This is a genomic window from Streptomyces sp. NPDC002181 (genome assembly GCF_042890485.1).
Lineage (GTDB): Bacteria > Actinomycetota > Actinomycetes > Streptomycetales > Streptomycetaceae > Streptomyces.
This window is the reverse complement of record NZ_JBIASC010000001.1, coordinates 360529-380379: the sequence shown is the minus strand read 5'-3', so window position 1 is coordinate 380379 and position 19851 is coordinate 360529. Positions and strand designations below refer to the sequence as shown.

Here is a 19851-nt window from a genome sequence, read left to right as displayed (position 1 = left end):
GGGTACATCGCAGCTAATGTGTGGGGCTGAGATGGCCGGCGATACATCTGGGGCAGCCCGTGCGTGAATATCTGCTGACGCTTTGCGTCACGGTCGCGGTGACCTACCTGCTCACCGGGCCCGTGCGGAAGTTCGCGATCGCGGCCGGTGCGATGCCGGAGATCCGCGCCCGCGACGTGCACCGCGAGCCCACTCCGCGGCTCGGCGGCATCGCCATGTTCGGCGGGCTGTGCGCGGGGCTGCTGGTCGCGGACCACCTGCGCAATCTCAACGGCGTCTTCGAGCTGTCGAACGAGCCGCGGGCCCTGCTTTCCGGAGCTGCCCTGATCTGGCTGATCGGCGTCCTCGACGACAAGTTCGAGATCGACGCGCTCATCAAGCTCGGCGCACAGATGATCGCCGCGGGCGTGATGGTCATCCAGGGTCTGACCATCCTGTGGATTCCCGTCCCGGGCATCGGCAACGTGTCGCTGACCCAGTGGCAGGGCAACCTGCTCACCGTGGCCCTCGTCGTGATCACCATCAACGCGGTGAACTTCGTGGACGGCCTCGACGGCCTGGCCGCCGGCATGGTCTGCATCGCCGCCGCCGCGTTCTTCCTCTACGCGTACCGGATCTGGTTCGGGTACGGGATCGAGGCGGCCGCGCCCGCGACCCTGTTCGCCGCGATCCTGATGGGCATGTGCCTCGGCTTCCTGCCGCACAACATGCACCCGGCCCGGATCTTCATGGGCGATTCCGGATCGATGCTCATCGGCCTGGTACTGGCCGCCGCGGCGATTTCGATCACCGGGCAGGTGGACCCGGACACCATGGCCCTGTTCGCCGGCGGTGAGCGCAACGCGACCCACGCGATGCTCCCGGTCTTCATTCCGCTTCTGCTCCCGCTGACGATCATCGCGATCCCGATGGCGGACCTGGTCCTGGCCATCGTGCGGCGTACGTGGAAGGGCCAGTCGCCGTTCGCGGCCGACCGCGGGCACCTGCACCACCGGCTGCTGGAGCTCGGGCACTCGCACAGCCGCGCGGTGCTGATCATGTACTTCTGGTCGGGGCTGATCGCCTTCGGCGCGGTGGCGTACTCGGTGCACTCCGCCTCGATGTGGATCGTGCTCGCCATCGTCGCGCTGAGCGCGGCCGGCCTCGTACTGCTCCTCCTGCCGCGCTTCACCCCGCGCACCCCGCGCTGGGCCGAGGGCCTGGTGCCTCCGCGCTACCGCCACCGCGAGCGGGCCGCCGAGGCGGCCGCGCTGGACGTCTCGGGCCGGGAGCCGGAGCCCGCCGGGACGATCCGGGTCGGTGTCTCGGGCGTCAACGGAGCGACCGCGGTAGGCCCCCGTTCGCGCTTCCCCGACCGGCGTAAGGCCGAGTCGGCGCGCTGACGCCCGCGGTACATGTCGGACATGAACCGCCTTTACCACACACAACGACGGCTTGTCGCGCACACACGGGCGGATTAGCTCTCATGTGTGACAGTCGGCACACTCCCCGGGTAAAGCTCTCATCAAATAGTTTGTGATACCGTTCACTAAACCCGGCGACAGAGCCGAAGGACCGTAGTGCGACGGCCCATCGGCCCGAGGTTCGATCTCGGACCGGGCTTACGCTCGTCCCGTACGAGTCCCCGTAGTACGAGTCCCGTACGAGTCCGTGCCCCCACCACCACGCGGAGCAACCCGCCATGCGGTCTGATGACGTCCGATCCCTCCTGCACGCCGCTGTACCCACAGCTGTCGCCGGCGCTCTCGCAGCCGTCATCAGCGCCGTGGTGGCAGGCGGCAAGGGGGCCCTTGGCGCAGTCATCGCCACGCTGGTCGTGATGCTGTTCATGGGCATCGGATTCGTCGTTCTGCAACGCACCGCGAAATCGCTTCCGCACCTGTTCCAGGCCATGGGGCTGATGCTCTACACGGCCCAGATCCTGTTGCTGTTCGTCTTTGTCGCCGTGTTCAAGAACACGACGTTGTTCAACCCCAAGGCATTCGCGATCACGCTCGTCGCCACCACCCTCGTGTGGATCGGCGCACAGACGCGTGCTCATATGAAAGCCAAGATCCTCTACGTCGAACCGGACTCGACGAAGGGCGACAAGCCCGAAAATTCGGGGCCGAAGTCGTGAGGGGTAGGGCCGGAATAAGTGCTCGTTCGAGATGCTGCTATCGTCCGGTGCCAACTGCGGCATTGCGGGCGCGGGCATCTGAGCTGACGCCTGTTCCATCGCGAGGCTCGATGCCTGATCGCCGCCCCCACACCCGTAACACCAGTCCAGTGCCGAACAGCGGCTGTGCGCCGCGCCGACACAACGAGGTTGCCGTACCTATGCGCCACGCTGAAGGAGCCCGCGGTGAGTGCTGACCTGACGCAGGTGCTCGCTTTCGAGACCGACTGTCACATCTTCGACGGATGTGGCTTCCCCGGCCCGGGCCTGCACTCGTTCCTCTTCGAGCCGCTGTGGGGCGAAGCCGGCACCACCAGTGTGTACTTCAACAAGCCGATGCTGCTGGCCCTGCTGGGCTCCGTCATCATCGTCGCCTTCTTCTGGGCCGCGTTCCGGAAGCCGAAGGTCGTCCCGGGCAAGCTGCAGATGGTCGCCGAGGCCGGCTACGACTTCGTGCGCCGCGGCATCGTGTACGAGACGCTGGGCAAGAAGGAGGGCGAGAAGTACGTCCCCTTCATGGTGTCGCTGTTCTTCTTCGTCTGGGTCCTGAACGTCTGGTCGATCGTCCCCGTGGCCCAGTTCCCGGTGACCGCGATCATCGCGTACCCGGCGGCGCTCGCACTGGTCGTCTACTTCATCTGGATGTCGGTGACGTTCAAGCGTCACGGCTTCGTCGGCGGACTCAAGAACCTGACGGGCTACGACAAGTCGCTCGGCGGCGTCCTGCCCCTGGTCATGGTCATCGAGTTCTTCTCGAACGTCCTGGTGCGCCCGTTCACCCACGCGGTCCGACTGTTCGCGAACATGTTCGCCGGTCACACCCTGCTGCTGCTGTTCACCATCGCCAGCTGGTACCTGCTGAACGGGATCGGCATCGCCTACGCCGGCGTCTCTTTCATCATGGTCATCGTGATGACGGCGTTCGAGCTCTTCATCCAGGCTGTCCAGGCCTACGTCTTCGTACTGCTGGCCTGCAGCTTCATCCAGGGCGCACTCGCCGAGCACCACTGAGTCCGGCCCTCCCCCAAACCCCCTGTCGTCCGGTGGCCAACCCCCACCGGTCCGTGAAAGAGAAGGAAGAACTGGCATGTCCCAGATCCTCGCTGCCGCCGATGGCGTCACCGGCTCCCTCAGCTCCGTTGGTTACGGTCTCGCGGCCATCGGCCCGGGTGTCGGCGTCGGCATCATCTTCGGTAACGGCACGCAGGCTCTCGCCCGTCAGCCCGAGGCTGCCGGTCTGATCCGCGCCAACCAGATCCTCGGCTTCGCCTTCTGTGAGGCGCTCGCCCTCATCGGTCTGGTCATGCCGTTCGTCTACAGCTGACGAACCGCGACCACTAGTCCGATTAGACGAAAGGCACTGATGTGAACCTCCTGGTTCTCGCGGCCGAGACGGAAAACCCGCTCGTCCCGCCGATCCCCGAGCTCGTCATCGGTCTGATCGCCTTCGTCATCGTCTTCGGTTTCCTCGCGAAGAAGCTCCTCCCGAACATCAACAAGGTTCTGGACGAGCGCCGCGAGCAGATCGAGGGCGGTATCGAGAAGGCTGAGGCCGCTCAGACCGAGGCCCAGAGCGTGCTGGAGCAGTACAAGGCCCAGCTCGCCGAAGCCCGGCACGAGGCCGCGCGCCTGCGCCAGGAAGCGCTGGAGCAGGGCACTGCGCTCAAGGAAGAACTGCGCGCAGAGGGCCAGCGGCAGCGTGAGGAGATCATCGCTGCCGGCCACGCCCAGATCGAGGCCGACCGCAAGGCCGCCTCTCAGGCGCTGCGCCAGGACGTCGGCAAGCTCGCCACCGACCTGGCCGGCAAGCTCGTCGGCGAGTCCCTTGAGGACGCCGCCCGGCAGAGCCGCACGATCGACCGCTTCCTCAGCGAGCTTGAGGAGAAGGCCGAGGCGGCCCGATGAACGGAGCGAGCCGCGAGGCGCTGGCCTCCGCGCGCGAGCGTCTCGACGCGCTGACGGACAACACGTCCGTCGACGCGGCGAAGCTCGCCGGCGAGCTGGCAGCCGTCACCGCGCTGCTCGACCGTGAGGTCTCGCTGCGTCGGGTCATCACGGACCCGGCGCAGTCCGGCGAGGCCAAGGCCGAGCTGGTCGGCCGGCTGCTGTCCGGCCAGGTGGGCGGGGAGACCCTCGACCTGGTGTCCGGCATGGCGCGGTCGCGCTGGTCGCAGTCCCGTGACCTGGTCGACTCGCTGGAGGCCCTGGCGGCCACCGCCGACCTCACGGCGGCCCAGCGGGCCGGTGCGCTCGACGACGTCGAGGACGAGATCTTCCGCTTCGGCCGGATCGTCGCCTCGAACACCGGGCTGCGTGCGGCGCTGACCGACCGTGCGGCCACCGCCTCCGCCAAGGGCGAGCTGCTGCGCAGCCTGCTCGGCGGCAAGGCGAACGCCGTCACCGAGCGCCTGGTCGCCCGTCTTGTCACGCACCCGCGTGGACGTAGCCTGGAAGCGGGACTGGAGTCCCTTTCCAAGCTCGCCGCCGAGCGCCGTGACCGCATGGTCGCCACCGTGACCACCGCGGTTCCGCTCAGCGACGTGCAGAAGCAGCGTCTCGGTGCGGTGCTGGCCAAGCTGTACGGCCGCCAGATGCACCTGAACCTCGACGTGGACCCCTCGGTCCTCGGCGGGATCACGGTGCGGGTCGGCGACGAGGTCATCGACGGCACCATCGCGGACCGCCTCGCCGAGGCGTCGCGCCGCATGGCCGGCTGACCAGCCACCAAAAGAACAAAGCATTCCTAGCGGCCCGGTTGGGCCGTGCAGAACTTGCAGAAGATTCCTGGGGGTCGCCCCCAGACCCCTAAGAAGCTTCAGGCCCAACAAGGAGAGCAGGGAACCCAGATGGCGGAGCTCACGATCCGGCCGGAGGAGATCCGGGACGCACTGGAGAACTTTGTCCAGTCGTACCAGCCGGACGCGGCCTCGCGCGAGGAGGTCGGAACGGTCAGCGTTGCCGGCGACGGCATCGCGAAGGTGGAGGGCCTGCCCTCCGCCATGGCGAACGAGCTGCTGAAGTTCGAGGACGGCACCCTCGGTCTCGCCCTCAACCTTGAGGAGCGCGAGATCGGTGCGGTCGTCCTCGGCGAGTTCAGCGGTATCGAGGAGGGCCAGCCGGTGCAGCGCACCGGTGAGGTGCTCTCCGTCGGCGTCGGCGAGGGCTACCTCGGCCGTGTCGTCGACCCGCTCGGCAACCCGATCGACGGTCTCGGCGAGATCGCGACCGAAGGCCGTCGCGCCCTGGAGCTGCAGGCCCCGGGCGTCATGGTCCGCAAGTCGGTCCACGAGCCGATGCAGACCGGCTACAAGGCCATCGACGCGATGGTGCCCGTAGGCCGCGGCCAGCGTCAGCTGATCATCGGCGACCGTCAGACCGGCAAGACCGCTCTGGCCGTCGACACGATCATCAACCAGCGCGACAACTGGCGCTCTGGCGACGTGAACAAGCAGGTCCGCTGCATCTACGTCGCCATCGGCCAGAAGGGCTCGACCATCGCGTCCGTTCGCGGCGCCCTGGAAGACGCCGGTGCGCTTGAGTACACGACGATCGTCGCCGCCCCGGCGTCCGACCCGGCCGGCTTCAAGTACCTGGCGCCGTACACCGGTTCCGCCATCGGTCAGCACTGGATGTACGCCGGCAAGCACGTCCTGATCATCTTCGACGACCTGTCGAAGCAGGCCGACGCCTACCGCGCCGTGTCGCTGCTGCTGCGCCGCCCGCCGGGCCGTGAGGCCTACCCGGGTGACGTCTTCTACCTGCACTCCCGTCTGCTGGAGCGCTGCGCGAAGCTCTCCGACGACATGGGCGCCGGTTCGATGACCGGTCTGCCGATCGTCGAGACCAAGGCGAACGACGTGTCGGCGTTCATCCCGACCAACGTCATCTCCATCACCGACGGCCAGTGCTTCCTGGAGTCCGACCTGTTCAACGCGGGCCAGCGCCCGGCGCTGAACGTCGGCATCTCGGTCTCCCGCGTCGGTGGCTCCGCCCAGCACAAGGCCATGAAGCAGGTTTCCGGCCGTCTGCGCCTGGACCTGGCCCAGTACCGCGAGCTGGAGGCGTTCGCCGCCTTCGGTTCCGACCTGGACGCCGCGTCGAAGGCCTCGCTGGAGCGCGGCAAGCGTCTGGTCGAGCTGCTGAAGCAGGGCCAGTACCAGCCGATGCCCGTCGAGGAGCAGGTCGTCTCCGTCTGGGCCGGCACCACCGGCAAGATGGACGACGTTCCGGTCAACGACATCCGTCGCTTCGAGTCGGAGCTGCTGGAGCACCTGCGCCGCGAGCGCAAGGACCTGCTGACCTCGATCGCCGACGGCGGCAAGATGTCGGACGACACCCTGTCCTCCATCGCGGACGCCATCGCCGGCTTCAAGCGCCAGTTCGAGACCTCGGACGGCAAGCTCCTGGGCGAGGACGCACCGGCCGTCAACGTCTCCAAGTGACGACGGAAGGGACCTGACTCATGGGAGCGCAGCTCCGGGTCTACAAGCGTCGCATCCGTGCCATCACGGCGACCAAGAAGATCACCAAGGCGATGGAGATGATCGCCGCCTCGCGCATCGTCAAGGCGCAGCGCAAGGTGGCGGCGTCGATGCCGTACGCGACCGAGCTCACCCGTGCGGTGACCGCGGTGGCGACCGGTTCGAACACCAAGCACGCCCTGACGACCGAGGTCGAGCAGCCGAGCCGTGCCGCGATCGTGCTCATCACGAGCGACCGCGGTCTGGCCGGCGGCTACTCCTCCAACGCCATCAAGCAGGCGGAGCGGCTCACCGAGCGGCTGCGCGGCGAGGGCAAGGAGGTCGACACCTACATCGTCGGCCGTAAGGGTCTGGCCTACTACGCCTTCCGCGAGCGCAAGGTCGTGGATTCGTGGACCGGCTTCACCGACAGCCCGGCCTACGCCGACGCCAAGCGCGTCGCCGGGCCGCTGATCGAAGCCATCCAGACGGAGACGGCCGAGGGTGGCGTCGACGAGCTGCACATCGTCTACACGGAATTCGTGTCGATGATGACGCAGAACCCGGTCGACGGCCGGATGCTGCCGCTCAGCCTCGACGAGGCTGCGGAGGAGAGCGGTACGAAGGGCGAGATCCTTCCGCTGTTCGACTTCGAGCCGTCGGCGGAGGACGTCCTCGACGCCCTTCTGCCGCGCTACGTCGAAAGCCGTATCTACAACGCACTGCTGCAGTCGGCCGCTTCCGAGCACGCCGCCCGCCGCCGCGCGATGAAGGCGGCGACCGATAACGCCGGAGACCTCATCAAGAGCCTCTCCCGGCTTGCCAACGCGGCCCGCCAGGCCGAAATCACCCAGGAAATCAGCGAGATCGTCGGTGGCGCGAGCGCCATGGCTGACGCGACCGCGGGGAGTGACAAGTAATGACGACCACTGTTGAGACGGCCGCCGCCACGGGCCGCGTCGCCCGGGTCATCGGCCCGGTCGTCGACGTGGAGTTCCCCGTCGACGCCATGCCCGACATCTACAACGCCCTCAAGGTCCAGGTCTCCGACCCGGCCGAGGACGGCGCGCTGAAGACCCTGACTCTTGAGGTCGCGCAGCACCTGGGTGACGGCCTCGTCCGTACCATCTCGATGCAGCCGACCGACGGTCTGGTCCGCCAGGCCCCGGTGACCGACACGGGCGAGGGCATCACCGTCCCCGTCGGTGACTTCACCAAGGGCAAGGTCTTCAACACCCTGGGCGAGGTGCTGAACTACCCCGAGGCGAACGCCGAGGTCACCGAGCGCTGGCCCATCCACCGCAAGGCGCCCCGCTTCGACGAGCTCGAGTCGAAGACCGAGATGTTCGAGACCGGCGTCAAGGTCATCGACCTTCTCACCCCGTACGTCAAGGGTGGAAAGATCGGTCTGTTCGGTGGTGCCGGTGTCGGCAAGACCGTTCTGATCCAGGAAATGATCTACCGCGTCGCCAACAACCACGACGGTGTGTCGGTCTTCGCGGGCGTCGGTGAGCGTACCCGTGAGGGCAACGACCTCATCGAGGAAATGGCCGACTCCGGCGTCATCGACAAGACGGCGCTCGTCTTCGGCCAGATGGACGAGCCCCCGGGCACCCGTCTGCGCGTCGCCCTGGCCGGTCTGACCATGGCGGAGTACTTCCGCGATGTGCAGAAGCAGGACGTGCTCTTCTTCATCGACAACATCTTCCGTTACACCCAGGCCGGTTCGGAGGTGTCGACCCTTCTGGGCCGCATGCCGTCCGCCGTGGGTTACCAGCCGAACCTGGCTGACGAGATGGGTCTGCTGCAGGAGCGCATCACCTCGACCCGCGGTCACTCGATCACCTCGATGCAGGCGATCTACGTCCCCGCGGACGACCTGACCGACCCGGCGCCGGCCACCACGTTCGCCCACCTCGACGCGACGACGGTTCTCTCCCGTCCGATCTCCGAGAAGGGCATCTACCCGGCCGTGGACCCGCTGGACTCGACGTCCCGCATCCTCGACCCGCGGTACATCGCGGCGGACCACTACGCCACGGCGATGCGCGTCAAGGGGATCCTGCAGAAGTACAAGGACCTCCAGGACATCATCGCGATCCTCGGTATCGACGAGCTGGGCGAGGAGGACAAGCTCGTTGTCCACCGTGCCCGTCGTGTCGAGCGCTTCCTGTCGCAGAACACCCACGTCGCCAAGCAGTTCACCGGCGTGGACGGTTCGGACGTTCCGCTCGACGAGTCGATCACCGCGTTCAACGCGATCTGCGATGGTGACTACGACCACTTCCCCGAGCAGGCGTTCTTCCTGTGCGGTGGCATCGAGGACCTGAAGGCCAACGCCAAGGAGCTGGGCGTCTCCTGATCCGGCGCGCTCCTCACGGGGCGCTTCCGGTTCGAAGGCCCGCCGGTTCGCCGGCAGGTGTTTCGGTGGAGAGGGGCGGGTGTGTCCCGTCCCTCTCCCCACGCCCATTAGAATTTGACCCAACACCCGGCTTACCCGCCGGGTGGTGACCCGAGGAGCCACCTTGGCTGCTGAGCTGCACGTCGAGCTGGTCGCGGCGGACCGCAATGTCTGGTCCGGCGAGGCCACCCTGGTCGTCGCCCGCACCACGTCCGGCGACATCGGCGTCATGCCCGGTCACCAGCCGCTTCTCGGTGTGCTGGAATCGGGCCCGGTGACCATCCGTACCAGCGAGGGCAACACTGTCGTCGCCGCGGTGCACGGCGGATTCATCTCGTTCGCGGACAACAAGCTGTCCCTGCTGGCCGAGATCGCCGAGCTCGCTGACGAGATTGACGTCCAGCGGGCGGAGCGGGCACTGGAGCGCGCGAAGTCGGAGGCCGATGGGGCCGCCGAGCGTCGCGCCGATGTCCGGCTGCGCGCGGTCACGGGGCACTGAGCCCCGTACCGAACAGGTTTGAGACCTCAGCCGCGGTCCGGTCTGGAATTTTCCAGACCGGGTCGCGGCTGAGGCGATGCAGGTCGTTTTTCGTTTGAGGTATTCGATGAGCGAGGAGGTCGGTGAAGATGCTCCTCGCTCTGCTTGTGAGCGGCCTGGTCGTAGCCCTGGTGGTGATCGGGCTGTTTGTGTTCGGGCTGCGCCGCAGACTGATCCAGCGTTCCGGCGGCACCTTCGACTGCAGCCTGCGCTGGGGGGTCTCCGAGGAACCCGACATCTCCGGCAAGGGCTGGGTGTACGGGGTCGCCCGCTACAGCGGTGACCGCATCGAGTGGTTCCGCGTCTTCTCGTACTCCCCCCGCCCCCGCCGGCTGCTGGAGCGCTCCTCCATCGAGGTCGTCGCCCGCCGCGCCCCCGAGGGCGAGGAGGAGCTGGCGCTGCTGTCCGACGCCGTCGTGCTCGGCTGTCTCCACCGCGGGACCCGCCTGGAGCTGGCGATGAGCGAGGACGCGCTGACCGGTTTCCTGGCCTGGCTGGAGGCGGCGCCTCCGGGGCAGAGGGTGAACGTGGCCTGAGGGCCTGAGGGCCTGAGGGTCTGAGGGCCTCATGACATGACGGAGCCGGGAGACGGGGGGCGGACCCCGTCTCCCGGCTCCGTCGTTCACCGGGGGCGGTGGTGCCTACTGGAGCCCGGTGTGCACCGCGTTGGCGAGCTCCCCGTTCGCCGTGTCGCCGCTGAACTCCCAGTAGAAGGCGCCCCTGAGGCCCTGCTGCTTGGTCCAGCTCATCTTCCCGGCGATGGTGGCGGGGGTGTCGTAGCTCCACCAGTTGCTGCCGCACTTGGCGTAGGCCGTGCCGGCGACAGTGCCGGTGGCCGGGCAGCTGTTCTTGAGCACCTTGTAGTCCTCGATGCCCTGCTCGTACGTGCCCGGGGCGGGACCGGTCGCGGTGCCGCCGGGGGCGGCCTGCGTGACCCCGGTCCAGCCGCGGCCGTAGAAGCCGATGCCGAGGTTGAGCTTCGAGCCCGCGATGCCCTTGCCCTTGAGCTTGGTGATCGCGGCCTCGGAGTTGAAGCCGGCGATCGGGATGCCGGCGTACGAGGTGAGCGGGGAGTGCGGGGCGGTCGGGCCCTGGGCGTCCCACGCGCCGAAGAAGTCGTACGTCATGACGTTGTAGAAGTCGACGTACTGGGAGGCGCCCGCGTAGTCCGCGAGGTCGAGCTTGCCGCCGTTGGAGCCGTCGGCGGAGATCGCGGCGGTCACCAGGTTGCTGCTGCCGAACTTGGTGCGCAGCGCCGACAGGACGTTCTTCAGGGAGGCGGCGCCGCTGGTGTCGCAGGAGAGCCCGCAGGCGTTCGGGTACTCCCAGTCGATGTCGATGCCGTCGAAGACGTCCGCCCAGCGCGGGTCCTCGACCAGGCTGTAGCAGGAGTCGGCGAAGGCGGCGGGGTTCGCCGCGGCCTGGCCGAAGCCGCCGGACCAGGTCCAGCCGCCGAAGGACCACAGCACCTTGATGCCCGGGTACTTCGCCTTGAGCTTGCGCAGCTGGTTGAAGTTGCCGCGCAGCGGCTGGTCCCAGTTGTCGGCGACGCCGTCGACGCTCTGGTCGGCGGTGTAGGCCTTGTCGTAGTCGGCGTAGGCGTCACCGATGGTGCACTTGCCGCCCTGGACGTTGCCGAACGCGTAGTTGATGTGGGTGATCTTCGCGGCGGAGCCGGAGGTGTCCAGGTTCTTCACGTGGTAGTTGCGCCCGTAGACGCCCCATTCGGTGAAGTAGCCGAGCTTGACCTTGCCGCCCGGGTCCGGGGGCGTGGTGCCGCCGCCGGTCGTGGTGACCGATACGGAGCCGGAGGCCGGGCCCGTCTGGTCGGCGGTGTCGCGGGCGATGACGCTGTAGGTGTACGTCGTGCCCTTGGTCAGGCCGGAGTCGGAGTAGCTCGTACCGGTGACGGTGGCGATCTTGGTGCCGCCGCGGTAGACGTCGTAGTTCTTGACGCCCTTGTCGTCGGTGGCGGCGGCCCAGCCGATGGTCAGCGAGGTGTCGGAGACCCCGCTGGCGGTGGGGGTGCCGGGGGCCGACGGCGGGCTGTCGGTGGGGGTCGAGCCGCCGTCGCAGGAGCCGCCGTTGACCTTGCAGCCGCCGGGGGCGCCGGATCCGGCGCCGTTGAAGCCGAAGCTGATCGTGGCACCGGGGGCGAGGGTGCCGTTCCAGCCGACGTTCTTGCCGGTCCAGTGGGTTCCGGAGCTGGTGACGGTGGCGTCCCAGGCGGAGGTGACCGTCGTGCCGGAGGGGTAGTCCCATTCGACGGTCCAGCTGGTGAGGGTGGTGGTGCCGGTGTTCTTCACCGTCCACTTGCCCTCGAAGCCGGTGCCCCAGTCGGAGACCTTCGTGTACGTGGCCGTCGCCGAGGCGGCGGCCTCGGCGGGGCCGGCCAGGGCCACGAGTCCGGCGATGGGCAGGGCGAAGGCGGCCACGCTCGCGGCGAGCCTCCGCAGCAGTCGCATGCGGGGTGGGGGTGCCGAGCTTGCTGTGCTCAAGGGTGCTCCTCCGTAGGTCCGTCCCGGTCGTGGGGCCGACCGGGACTGGGGATGGGACCTGCGCCGCCCGTGAGCACGCTTGTCATGGCACGCTCACCACAGTTGCCGCGAGCGTAGAAAGGTCTGGACCAACCGTCAAGAGGTCCAGACCTTCACTCCGATACGCCTCTAGAGCCCCAACTCCTGTGCCAGCACGGCAGCTTGGACCCGGCTGCGCAGGTCCAGCTTGCCCAGCAGCCTGCTGACGTGCGTCTTCACCGTCGCCTCCGCCATCTCCAGCCGCACCGCGATCTCCGCGTTCGACAGCCCCTCGCCCAGAGCGCCGAACACCTCCCGCTCCCGCCGCGTCAGCGAGGCCACCGCCGCGGCCGTCTCCGGCGCCACCGGGGCCCTGACGGGCCGCGGAGCCGCGAACTCGGCGATCAGCCGGCGGGTCACCGCCGGGGCGATCAGGCCCTCCCCGCGCGCGACCGTCCGTACCGCCTCGATCAGCTCGGCCGCGTCCGCGTTCTTCAGCAGGAAGCCCGCCGCCCCCGCGCGCAGGGCGCCGAACACGTACTCGTCCAGGTCGAAGGTGGTCAGGACGAGGACGTCCGCCAGCTTCTCCGAGACGACCTGACGGGTCGCCGAGACCCCGTCGAGGCGCGGCATCTGCACGTCCATCAGGACGAGGTCCGGCCGCAGCTCCCGCGCCAGGCGGACCGCCTCCTCCCCGTCCGCCGCCTCGCCCACGACCTCCACGTCGCCCGCGCTGCGCAGGATCAGCACCAGCCCCGCCCGTACCGCGCTCTGGTCCTCTGCCACCACCACCCGGATGCTCATCCGGTCACCGCCTTCTCCTCCGCGGGCAGATCCGCCCGCACCAGCCACAGCGATCCCGTACGGCCCGCCGAGAACTCCCCGCCCAGCAGCTCCGTCCGCTCCCGCATGCCGACCAGCCCGGCCCCCGAACCCGGGGCGCGGGGGCCCGGCCGGTCCCCGTACGGGGACTCCACCCGCACGCCCAGCAGCCCGTCCGCCCGTGTCACGCGGACCCGGACCGTGCCGGGGGCGGCGTGCTTGAGCGCGTTCGTCAGCGACTCCTGGACGATGCGGTACGCCGCCAGCTCCACCGGGGCCGGCACCGGCTCGCCCGTCGGCCGGTCGTCGTGCAGTACGAAGTCCAGACCGCTCGCGGCGCCGTTGACGCGGGCCTGCTCCAGGAGGGCGTCGAGCCCGTCGAGGGAGGGCGTCGCGACCGCCTCCTGCTCCGCGCCCGCGTCCCGCAGCAGTCCGATCAGCCGGCGCATCTCGGCCAGCCCCTGCACGCTGTTCTCCCGGATCACCCCGAGCGCCTCCCGGCTCGTGGCGGGGGAGTCGATGGACAGTGCGGCCGTGGAGTGGATGGCGATGGCGGAGAGGTGGTTGGCCACCATGTCGTGCAGCTCGCGGGCCATCCGGGCGCGCTCGGCGACGACGGCCTGGCTGCGGTCCATTTCGGCCAGCAGCGCGGTCTGCTCGGCGCGCAGCCGGGCGGCCTCGGCGGCCTCGCGGTGGTTGCGCAGAGTGGCGCCGGTCAGGGCCGGGCCGAAGCTCACGATGCCGGTGATCACGCCGATCATCAGGGACTGCGGGGTGCGCAGCCAGGCCACCGCGGTGATGGTGACGGCGATGGTCACCAGGCCGGTGGTGATCGGGAGCCGCCGGGCCATGGCGGGTTTGCCGTAGACGACGGCCGCGTACATCAGGTCCGTGAAGATCAGGACCGTGCCGAGGTTGCCCACGGTGAACTGGTCGGCGATCACGCCGGCCGTGCCGACGGCCAGGGTGACGTTGGGCGCGGTGCGGCGCAGCAGCTCCATCGGGCCGAGCGCGAGGAGCGGGACCAGGGCCGCCCAGGCCGGGAAGAAGTGCCGGTTGTTCGTGCTGTAGATGCCGAGCGACCAGAGCACCAGGCCCGCGAGCACGCTGAACACCGCGAGGAGCACGTCGTCGCGGTGGGGGCGGAAGGTCCTGGCCGGCGTCGCGGCGGCGATGGTCGGGGTCACGGTGCCATCCAACAGGGTGGGGGGAGGGCCCGGCGTCGCCGCCGGGGCGGAGACCGGGCGGGGCGGGAGTACACCGAAGGATGCAGTCACGGTTCGTCACCGGCGACGACGAAGGGGTGCGGATCGGGCGGGAGGCTGGATCCAGTGGTTGCCGAAGGCCGCACACGGCAACGGAAGGGAGAATCCGGTGCTCGTCGCACTGATCATCGCCTGCGAGGTCGGCTTCTGGGTGCTGCTGGCCGGCGGACTGGCGCTGCGCTACCTCGCGAGGATGCCGAGGCTGGGGGCGGCGGTCCTGCTGTGCGAGCCGCTGCTGGAGCTGGTCCTGCTGGTGGCCACCGCGGTGGACCTGAAGAACGGGGGCGAACCGCGCTGGACGCACGGCCTGGCCGCGCTCTACATCGGCTACACCGTCGGCTACGGCCACTACACCGTGAAGTGGCTCGACCGGCACGCCGCGTACCGCTTCGCCGGGGGTCCGAAGCCGCCCGGCCCGAAGTACGGCAGGGCCAGGGCGGTCCACGAATGGCAGCTGTGGGCGCGCACGCTGGCCGGCGCGGCCGTCGCGCTCGGGCTGCTCCAGGGCGCGATCTGGTACGTGGGCGACGCGGCCGACACCGGCGCCCTGCAGAGCTGGCAGTACGTCGCCCTGCGGGTGCTCGGCATCCAGGCCGTGATCGCCGCCACGTACACGTTCTGGCCGCGCAAGCCCCCGGCGACGGAGGAGCGGGAGGAACGGACCGCGGCCGGACGGCGGAGCTAGCGCTCGCCGCCGGGCACCCAGAGGACGTCGCCGATCTCCTTGTTGGCCGTGCGCGCCAGGATGAAGAGGAGGTCGGAGAGACGGTTGAGGTAGGTCGCGGTCAGCGGGTTCATCACCTCGCCGTGCACCTCCAGGGCCGCCCAGGTGGAGCGCTCGGCGCGGCGCACCACCGTGCAGGCCTGGTGCAGGAGGGCCGCGCCGGGGGTGCCGCCGGGGAGGATGAAGCTGCGCAGCTTCTCCAGCTGCTCGTTGAAGGTGTCGCAGTCCGCTTCGAGCTTGTCGATGTAGAACTGCTCGACGCGCAGCGGCGGGTACTCGGGGTTCTCGACGACCGGGGTGCAGAGGTCGGCGCCGACGTCGAACAGGTCGTTCTGCACCCGTACCAGGACCTTCACGACATCCGCCGGCAGTCCGCCGAGCGCGATCGCCGAGCCGATGGCCGCGTTGGCCTCGTTGGCGTCGGCGTAGGCGGAGATCCGCAGGTCGGTCTTGGCCGTACGGCTCATGTCGCCGAGGGCGGTCGTGCCCTTGTCGCCGGTGCGGGTGTAGATGCGCGTGAGGTTCACCATGCGGCCAGCGTAGACGGCCCTGCCGCGGTAATCCCGGGCGCGGCGGCCTGCGGACGCCCACCACCTTGAGGGCCGCGGTGCCATGGCCGTCGAACCTGGCCGTCTGCCTGCGGCGCGGCGGCGACCGGAGCGGTTGCGCGGGCCGGCGCGCCGCCCCCGCGAGGGCGACGGGTGAACTGTGCGGCAGCGGACGGGTACTGGGCCGTCGCGGTGTGATGTCCGTCAGTTGAGACGTGACGCGTGTTACTTCGCCGTCACACGAACCCTCGCTGGCGCTAGTCTCCGCCGGAGAGGCTACGAGACTGGGCCGTATGGAAGAACGTGGGGTGTGCAGTGGCTGGGAAGCTCGCCGTCATCGGTGCCGGACTGATGGGTTCCGGAATCGCTCAGGTCTCCGCTCAGGCGGGGTGGGACGTGGTACTGCGTGATGTCACCGACGCCGCGCTGACCCGCGGCACGGACGGCATCAAGGCCTCGTACGACAAGTTCGTCTCCAAGGGCAGGATGACGGCCGAGGACGCCGAGGCCGCGCTCGCCCGCATCACGACCACCACCGACCTCGACGCGGTCGCCGACGCCGACATCGTCGTCGAGGCCGTCTTCGAGAAGCTTGAGGTCAAGCACGAGATCTTCCGCGCGCTCGACAAGCTCGTACGGGACGACGCGATCCTCGCGTCCAACACCTCCGCCATCCCGATCACCAAGATCGCGGCCGTGACGGAGCGTCCGGAGCGCGTCGTCGGCGCGCACTTCTTCTCGCCCGTCCCGATGATGCAGCTCTGCGAGCTCGTCCGCGGCTACAAGACGAGCGACGAGACCCTCGCCACCACCCGCGCGTTCGCCGAGTCCGTCGGCAAGACCTGCATCGTCGTCAACCGCGACGTCGCGGGCTTCGTGACGACCCGTCTGATCTCCGCCCTGGTCGTCGAGGCCGCGAAGCTGTACGAATCGGGCGTGGCCTCCGCCGAGGACATCGACATCGCCTGCAAGCTGGGCTTCGGCCACGCCATGGGGCCGCTCGCCACCGCCGACCTCACCGGCGTCGACATCCTGCTGCACGCCACGAGCAACATCTACACCGAGTCCCAGGACGAGAAGTTCGCGCCGCCGGAGCTCATGCGCCGCATGGTCGACGCCGGCGACATCGGCCGCAAGAGCGGTCAGGGCTTCTACAAGCACTGACCCGGGCACAAAAGCGACACTGAGCGCCAGTTCGAATATCCGCACCCGCACGGGTGAATTAGGTATCGGTTCGCTCACGGTCGGCAACCTCGCTGCCCGAACGGCAGTCAGATGCAGTGAGAGTTGCCGACCGCGGACCAGTCGGATCCCTACGTACCCGTACCCAGGACTGCCGGGAGCACATATGCACATCAGGGGCGACCACGCCGAACTCGCTGTCGGGGGCCGCCTCGACGTGCGCAGCGCGGCGGACGCCCGTACGGCCCTCCACTCCGCCCTCGACGACGGCCACGGCGACCTCGTGCTGGACCTCACCGGGCTCGACTCCTGGGACGCGACCGGACTCGGTGTGATCATGGGAGCCCACCGGCGGGCCGGCCGGACCGGCCGCCGCCTCGTCCTGCGCGGGGTGCCGCCGCAGATGCAGCGCCTCCTCGTGGCCACCCGGCTGCACCGCATCCTCGCGATCGAGGGCGGACTGGAAGCGGAATCCCTCCCGCGGGTCTGAGACGTCCACCGCTTACCCTTCTGCGGAAACGTAACGGTCCGGTGGTGATGGCACCCCTGCGGTTCCGTGCACGACCGGGCACCGTCTAGGGTTCGGGCGGAAACCGGACCCGTAGCGACAGCGGAATGTGCGAAGGCCGGACGGTACGACACGACGGCTATGGCGCAGGGCGCGATCGGGGGACGAGGTCATGGACCGCACGCAGGGGCAGCCCGAACCGGTGGAGCAGCCCGCGACGGCGCCCCTGCCTCCCGCGACGGCCGCCGGGGCGCCCGCGCCGGCGGCCCCGGCCGCCTCCGCCCCGGCCCCCGCCGCCCTCGGCGTGGCGCGGGTCGTCACCCTCACCGCCGGGGACTTCACGCTCACCGTGAACCCCGTCGACGGCAGCGAGATAGAACCGCGCCGCCCCGGCACCGGCGGCAGCGCCCCGGCCAAGCGCGACGCCGCCGGCCGCACCGCCCGGGAGGCCGCCGCGCGGCCGCCCGTCCTGCCCGGCCCCGCCGCACCGGTCACGGCGCTCCTCGCCCGCGACGAGGAGCGGGAGCGCCTCGTACGGCTGCTGGCCCGCGGCCGCTCCGCACGGCTGACCGGCCCCGCCGGCTCCGGCCGCAGCTCCCTGCTCGACGCCGTCGCCGCCGAATGCACGCGCCTGGCACCCGACGGCGTCGTACGGCTGAGCGGATACGGGCACCAGCAGCCCGGCGAGCTGCTCCACGCGCTGTACGACGCCGTGTACGAGGCCCCCCGGGAGCGTCCCGAGCGGACCCAACTCCTCGCCCGCGTACGGGACATCGGCGCCATCGTGCTCCTCGACGACCTGGAGATGGGCGGCGCCGCCCTCGACGAGCTGCTGCGCGCCACCCCCGAGTGCGCCTACCTGCTCGCCGCCACCCCCGACACCCGCGCCCCCTCCGACGACTCGCACCTGGAGGAGGTCTTCCTCGGCGGGCTCGGCCGGGCCGACTGCGTGGAGCTGCTGGAATCGGGCATCGGCCGGGCGCTGACCGAGGAGGAGACCGCCTGGGCGGGAGACCTGCGTTTCGCCTCCGAAGGGCTGCCGCTGCGCTTCGTCCAGGCGGCGGCGCTGTTGCGCCAGCGCGACGAACGGAACCTGTCCTCCGCCGAGGACGAGCACGACGAGCCGGGGGTCTTCGACGAGCGGCCGCGCGACGCCGAGTTCGTGCCGCTGCCCACGCTGGCCGAGGGAGCGGCCCCCGCCGAGCTGCTGGCCTCGCGGGTCAGCGAGTCGGCGCGGGCGGCGCTGCGGATCGCGAGCGCGCTGGGCGGGGAGCTTCCGCACCACGCCCACCTGCCGGCGCTCGTGGGGGACACCCACGCCGACGCGGCGGTCGCGGAACTGCTGGGCTGCGGACTGCTCACCCCGGTCGGCACCCGCTACCGGCTGGCCGCCGGGGTCCTGCGGCAGCTGGAGGAGGCCGGTTACGGGGACACCGCCGAGGAAGAGGCCCGTACCGCCGCCCGCCACTACGCCTGGTGGACCGGGCACGCCTCGGTGACCCCGGAGCGGGTCGCGGCGGAGGCCGACGCGGTGCTGGCGGCGCTGGCAGGCGCGGACGTGGTGGCCGCCGTACTGCTGGCCCGGACCGCTGCCCCGGCGTTCGCGGCCTCGCGGCACTGGGAGGCGTGGGAGCGGGTGCTGCGCTCCGGTGCCGAGGCCGCCCGGAAGGCGGGGGAGGTCGCGGAGCAGGCGTACTTCCACCACGAGCTCGGCGTACTCGCCCTGTGCGAGGGGCGCCTGGACCGGGCGCGGGCCGAACTGGAGGCCTCCATAGGCCTGAAGGGCGCGCTCGCCGACAAGCGGGGCACGGTGGCGGGGCGGCGGGCGCTCGCGCTGGTCGCCGACCGCGAGAAGGCGGGGGTGGAGGTCTCGCCGCCGCTGCGGCTTGAGCCGCCGGCGTCCGCGCCGGCGGGCGGGGCCGCCGAGGCCGTCACGACGGCGCTGCCCGTGGCCGCGCCCGCAGCGGCGTCGCCCGTGCTGCCCGGGGCCCCCGTGACATCCGTGGCGCCCGTGGGGCCGGTGGCGCCCGTGGTGCCGGTGATCGGCCGCTCGGAGTCCCCGACGAGCCTCACGGAGGTGTTCGAGGAGGCCTTCCCCCTCACCCCGAAGCCCGCGCCGCCGGCGGCGCCCCGGGCCGTGGGCGCGGCCGCACCGGCACGGCGTACGCGGCCGGGCCGCAAGCCGGTGCTGCTGGCCGCCGCGGGGGCGCTGACGGTGGCGGCGCTGGGTACGGTGATGGCCCTGGCGATGTCGGGCTCCGACGATCCGCAGACCCCTGCGGGCACGGACGGTCCGGCGGTGTCCTCCACGCCGACGCCGGGAACGTCGGTGCCGGGCGTGCCGGGCACGAGCGGGAACGATTCTGCGGCGGATCCGGGCACTGCGGCCCCCGAGGCGCCGGACCCGGGCTCCCCGCAGTCGACCCTCACGCCGGACCCGAACCAGCCGCCGCGGCCCCCGTCGCGCAAGCCGGTCACGCCGCCGCCGTCGCAGAAGCCGTCCTCGAACGGACCCACGTCGCCTACCCCGGTCACGTCGCCGACCCCGCCCACGGCGCCGCCCACGACGACGCCGGATCCGACGCCCACCGCGACGGCCACACCCGTCAGCCCGACGGCGACGCTGTAGCGGCGGCCGGCCGGTCGGCCGTGCGGGGCGGTCGGTCGGTAGGCCGGTCGGGGCGGTCGGCCGTGCGGGGCAGGCCGTGCGGGGCCGGCTCGGCCCCGGC

19 protein-coding genes are annotated in these 19851 nt (G+C 70.3%); 15 read left to right on the top strand and 4 right to left on the bottom strand.

Features of this window, described 5'->3' with window-relative positions; all coding sequences use genetic code 11:
- Positions 1–47: 47 nt before the first annotated feature.
- From ACFYXV_RS01670 to ACFYXV_RS01620, 11 genes are all read left to right on the top strand, one after another.
- Positions 48–1382, top strand: coding sequence for an MraY family glycosyltransferase (locus ACFYXV_RS01670; protein WP_385474017.1), 1335 nt, complete (start codon positions 48–50; stop codon positions 1380–1382).
- Positions 1383–1681: 299 nt separating this feature from the next.
- A complete protein-coding gene (locus tag ACFYXV_RS01665; protein WP_366101089.1) occupies positions 1682–2119 on the top strand; it encodes a hypothetical protein in 438 nt (145 codons plus the stop codon).
- Between the two features lie 225 nt (positions 2120–2344).
- Positions 2345–3169 carry a F0F1 ATP synthase subunit A gene (gene atpB, locus ACFYXV_RS01660; protein WP_383347819.1) on the top strand — a complete coding sequence of 275 codons (825 nt, stop codon included), beginning with the start codon at positions 2345–2347 and terminating at the stop codon, positions 3167–3169.
- Between the two features lie 76 nt (positions 3170–3245).
- Entirely contained in the window at positions 3246–3482 is a 237-nt protein-coding gene (locus ACFYXV_RS01655) for an ATP synthase subunit C (protein ID WP_030153776.1), read from the top strand.
- 41 nt (positions 3483–3523) lie between these two features.
- Entirely contained in the window at positions 3524–4063 is a 540-nt protein-coding gene (locus tag ACFYXV_RS01650; RefSeq protein ID WP_030857149.1) for a F0F1 ATP synthase subunit B, read from the top strand.
- Complete coding sequence (locus ACFYXV_RS01645) at positions 4060–4875, top strand: F0F1 ATP synthase subunit delta (RefSeq protein ID WP_385473987.1); 816 nt, start codon at positions 4060–4062, stop codon at positions 4873–4875. The genes ACFYXV_RS01650 and ACFYXV_RS01645 overlap by 4 nt, the downstream gene beginning before the upstream one ends.
- A gap of 129 nt (positions 4876–5004) precedes the next feature.
- The gene (gene atpA, locus ACFYXV_RS01640; RefSeq protein ID WP_030857153.1) at positions 5005–6600 is read left to right on the top strand and encodes a F0F1 ATP synthase subunit alpha; all 1596 of its coding nucleotides are present in this window, start codon (positions 5005–5007) and stop codon (positions 6598–6600) included.
- A gap of 20 nt (positions 6601–6620) precedes the next feature.
- Entirely contained in the window at positions 6621–7538 is a 918-nt protein-coding gene (locus tag ACFYXV_RS01635) for a F0F1 ATP synthase subunit gamma (RefSeq protein ID WP_383347811.1), read from the top strand.
- Positions 7538–8980 (top strand): F0F1 ATP synthase subunit beta, encoded by a 1443-nt coding sequence (gene atpD, locus ACFYXV_RS01630; protein WP_371676641.1) that lies wholly within the window; start codon positions 7538–7540, stop codon positions 8978–8980. Before ACFYXV_RS01635 ends, atpD begins: the two co-directional genes overlap by 1 nt.
- Positions 8981–9143: 163 nt before the next feature.
- Positions 9144–9518, top strand: a complete 375-nt coding sequence (locus ACFYXV_RS01625; protein WP_030857159.1) for a F0F1 ATP synthase subunit epsilon — start codon at positions 9144–9146, stop codon at positions 9516–9518.
- 128 nt (positions 9519–9646) lie between these two features.
- A complete protein-coding gene (locus ACFYXV_RS01620) occupies positions 9647–10093 on the top strand; it encodes a DUF2550 domain-containing protein (protein WP_030153784.1) in 447 nt (148 codons plus the stop codon).
- A gap of 105 nt (positions 10094–10198) precedes the next feature.
- Here the strand turns inward: ACFYXV_RS01620 and ACFYXV_RS01615 are convergent, their stop codons facing one another.
- The 3 genes from ACFYXV_RS01615 to ACFYXV_RS01605 all read right to left on the bottom strand — a co-directional run bounded on the left by ACFYXV_RS01615 (position 10199) and on the right by ACFYXV_RS01605 (position 14082).
- Positions 10199–12022 (bottom strand): glycosyl hydrolase family 18 protein, encoded by a 1824-nt coding sequence (locus ACFYXV_RS01615; protein ID WP_385474019.1) that lies wholly within the window; start codon positions 12020–12022, stop codon positions 10199–10201.
- Between the two features lie 201 nt (positions 12023–12223).
- The gene (locus ACFYXV_RS01610) at positions 12224–12877 is read right to left on the bottom strand and encodes a response regulator (protein WP_385473991.1); all 654 of its coding nucleotides are present in this window, start codon (positions 12875–12877) and stop codon (positions 12224–12226) included.
- Positions 12874–14082, bottom strand: coding sequence for a sensor histidine kinase (locus ACFYXV_RS01605; protein WP_385473993.1), 1209 nt, complete (start codon positions 14080–14082; stop codon positions 12874–12876). Before ACFYXV_RS01605 ends, ACFYXV_RS01610 begins: the two co-directional genes overlap by 4 nt.
- 187 nt (positions 14083–14269) lie before the next feature.
- On the opposite strand from ACFYXV_RS01605, the gene ACFYXV_RS01600 reads away from it, so the two are divergent.
- On the top strand, positions 14270–14845 hold the full coding sequence (locus ACFYXV_RS01600; RefSeq protein WP_385473995.1) for a hypothetical protein: 576 nt from the start codon (positions 14270–14272) through the stop codon (positions 14843–14845).
- Here ACFYXV_RS01600 and ACFYXV_RS01595 read toward each other — a convergent pair.
- Entirely contained in the window at positions 14842–15414 is a 573-nt protein-coding gene (locus ACFYXV_RS01595) for a cob(I)yrinic acid a,c-diamide adenosyltransferase (protein WP_048476391.1), read from the bottom strand. The two genes, ACFYXV_RS01600 and ACFYXV_RS01595, sit on opposite strands and share 4 nt — an antisense overlap.
- Positions 15415–15747: 333 nt before the next feature.
- On the opposite strand from ACFYXV_RS01595, the gene ACFYXV_RS01590 reads away from it, so the two are divergent.
- The 3 genes from ACFYXV_RS01590 (at position 15748) to ACFYXV_RS01580 (ending at position 19751) form a co-directional block, all read left to right on the top strand.
- Complete coding sequence (locus tag ACFYXV_RS01590; RefSeq protein WP_048476390.1) at positions 15748–16596, top strand: 3-hydroxyacyl-CoA dehydrogenase family protein; 849 nt, start codon at positions 15748–15750, stop codon at positions 16594–16596.
- 184 nt (positions 16597–16780) lie between these two features.
- Positions 16781–17104, top strand: a complete 324-nt coding sequence (locus tag ACFYXV_RS01585; protein ID WP_054224709.1) for an STAS domain-containing protein — start codon at positions 16781–16783, stop codon at positions 17102–17104.
- 190 nt (positions 17105–17294) lie between these two features.
- Positions 17295–19751, top strand: a complete 2457-nt coding sequence (locus ACFYXV_RS01580; RefSeq protein WP_389381767.1) for an ATP-binding protein — start codon at positions 17295–17297, stop codon at positions 19749–19751.
- Positions 19752–19851: the final 100 nt, after the last annotated feature.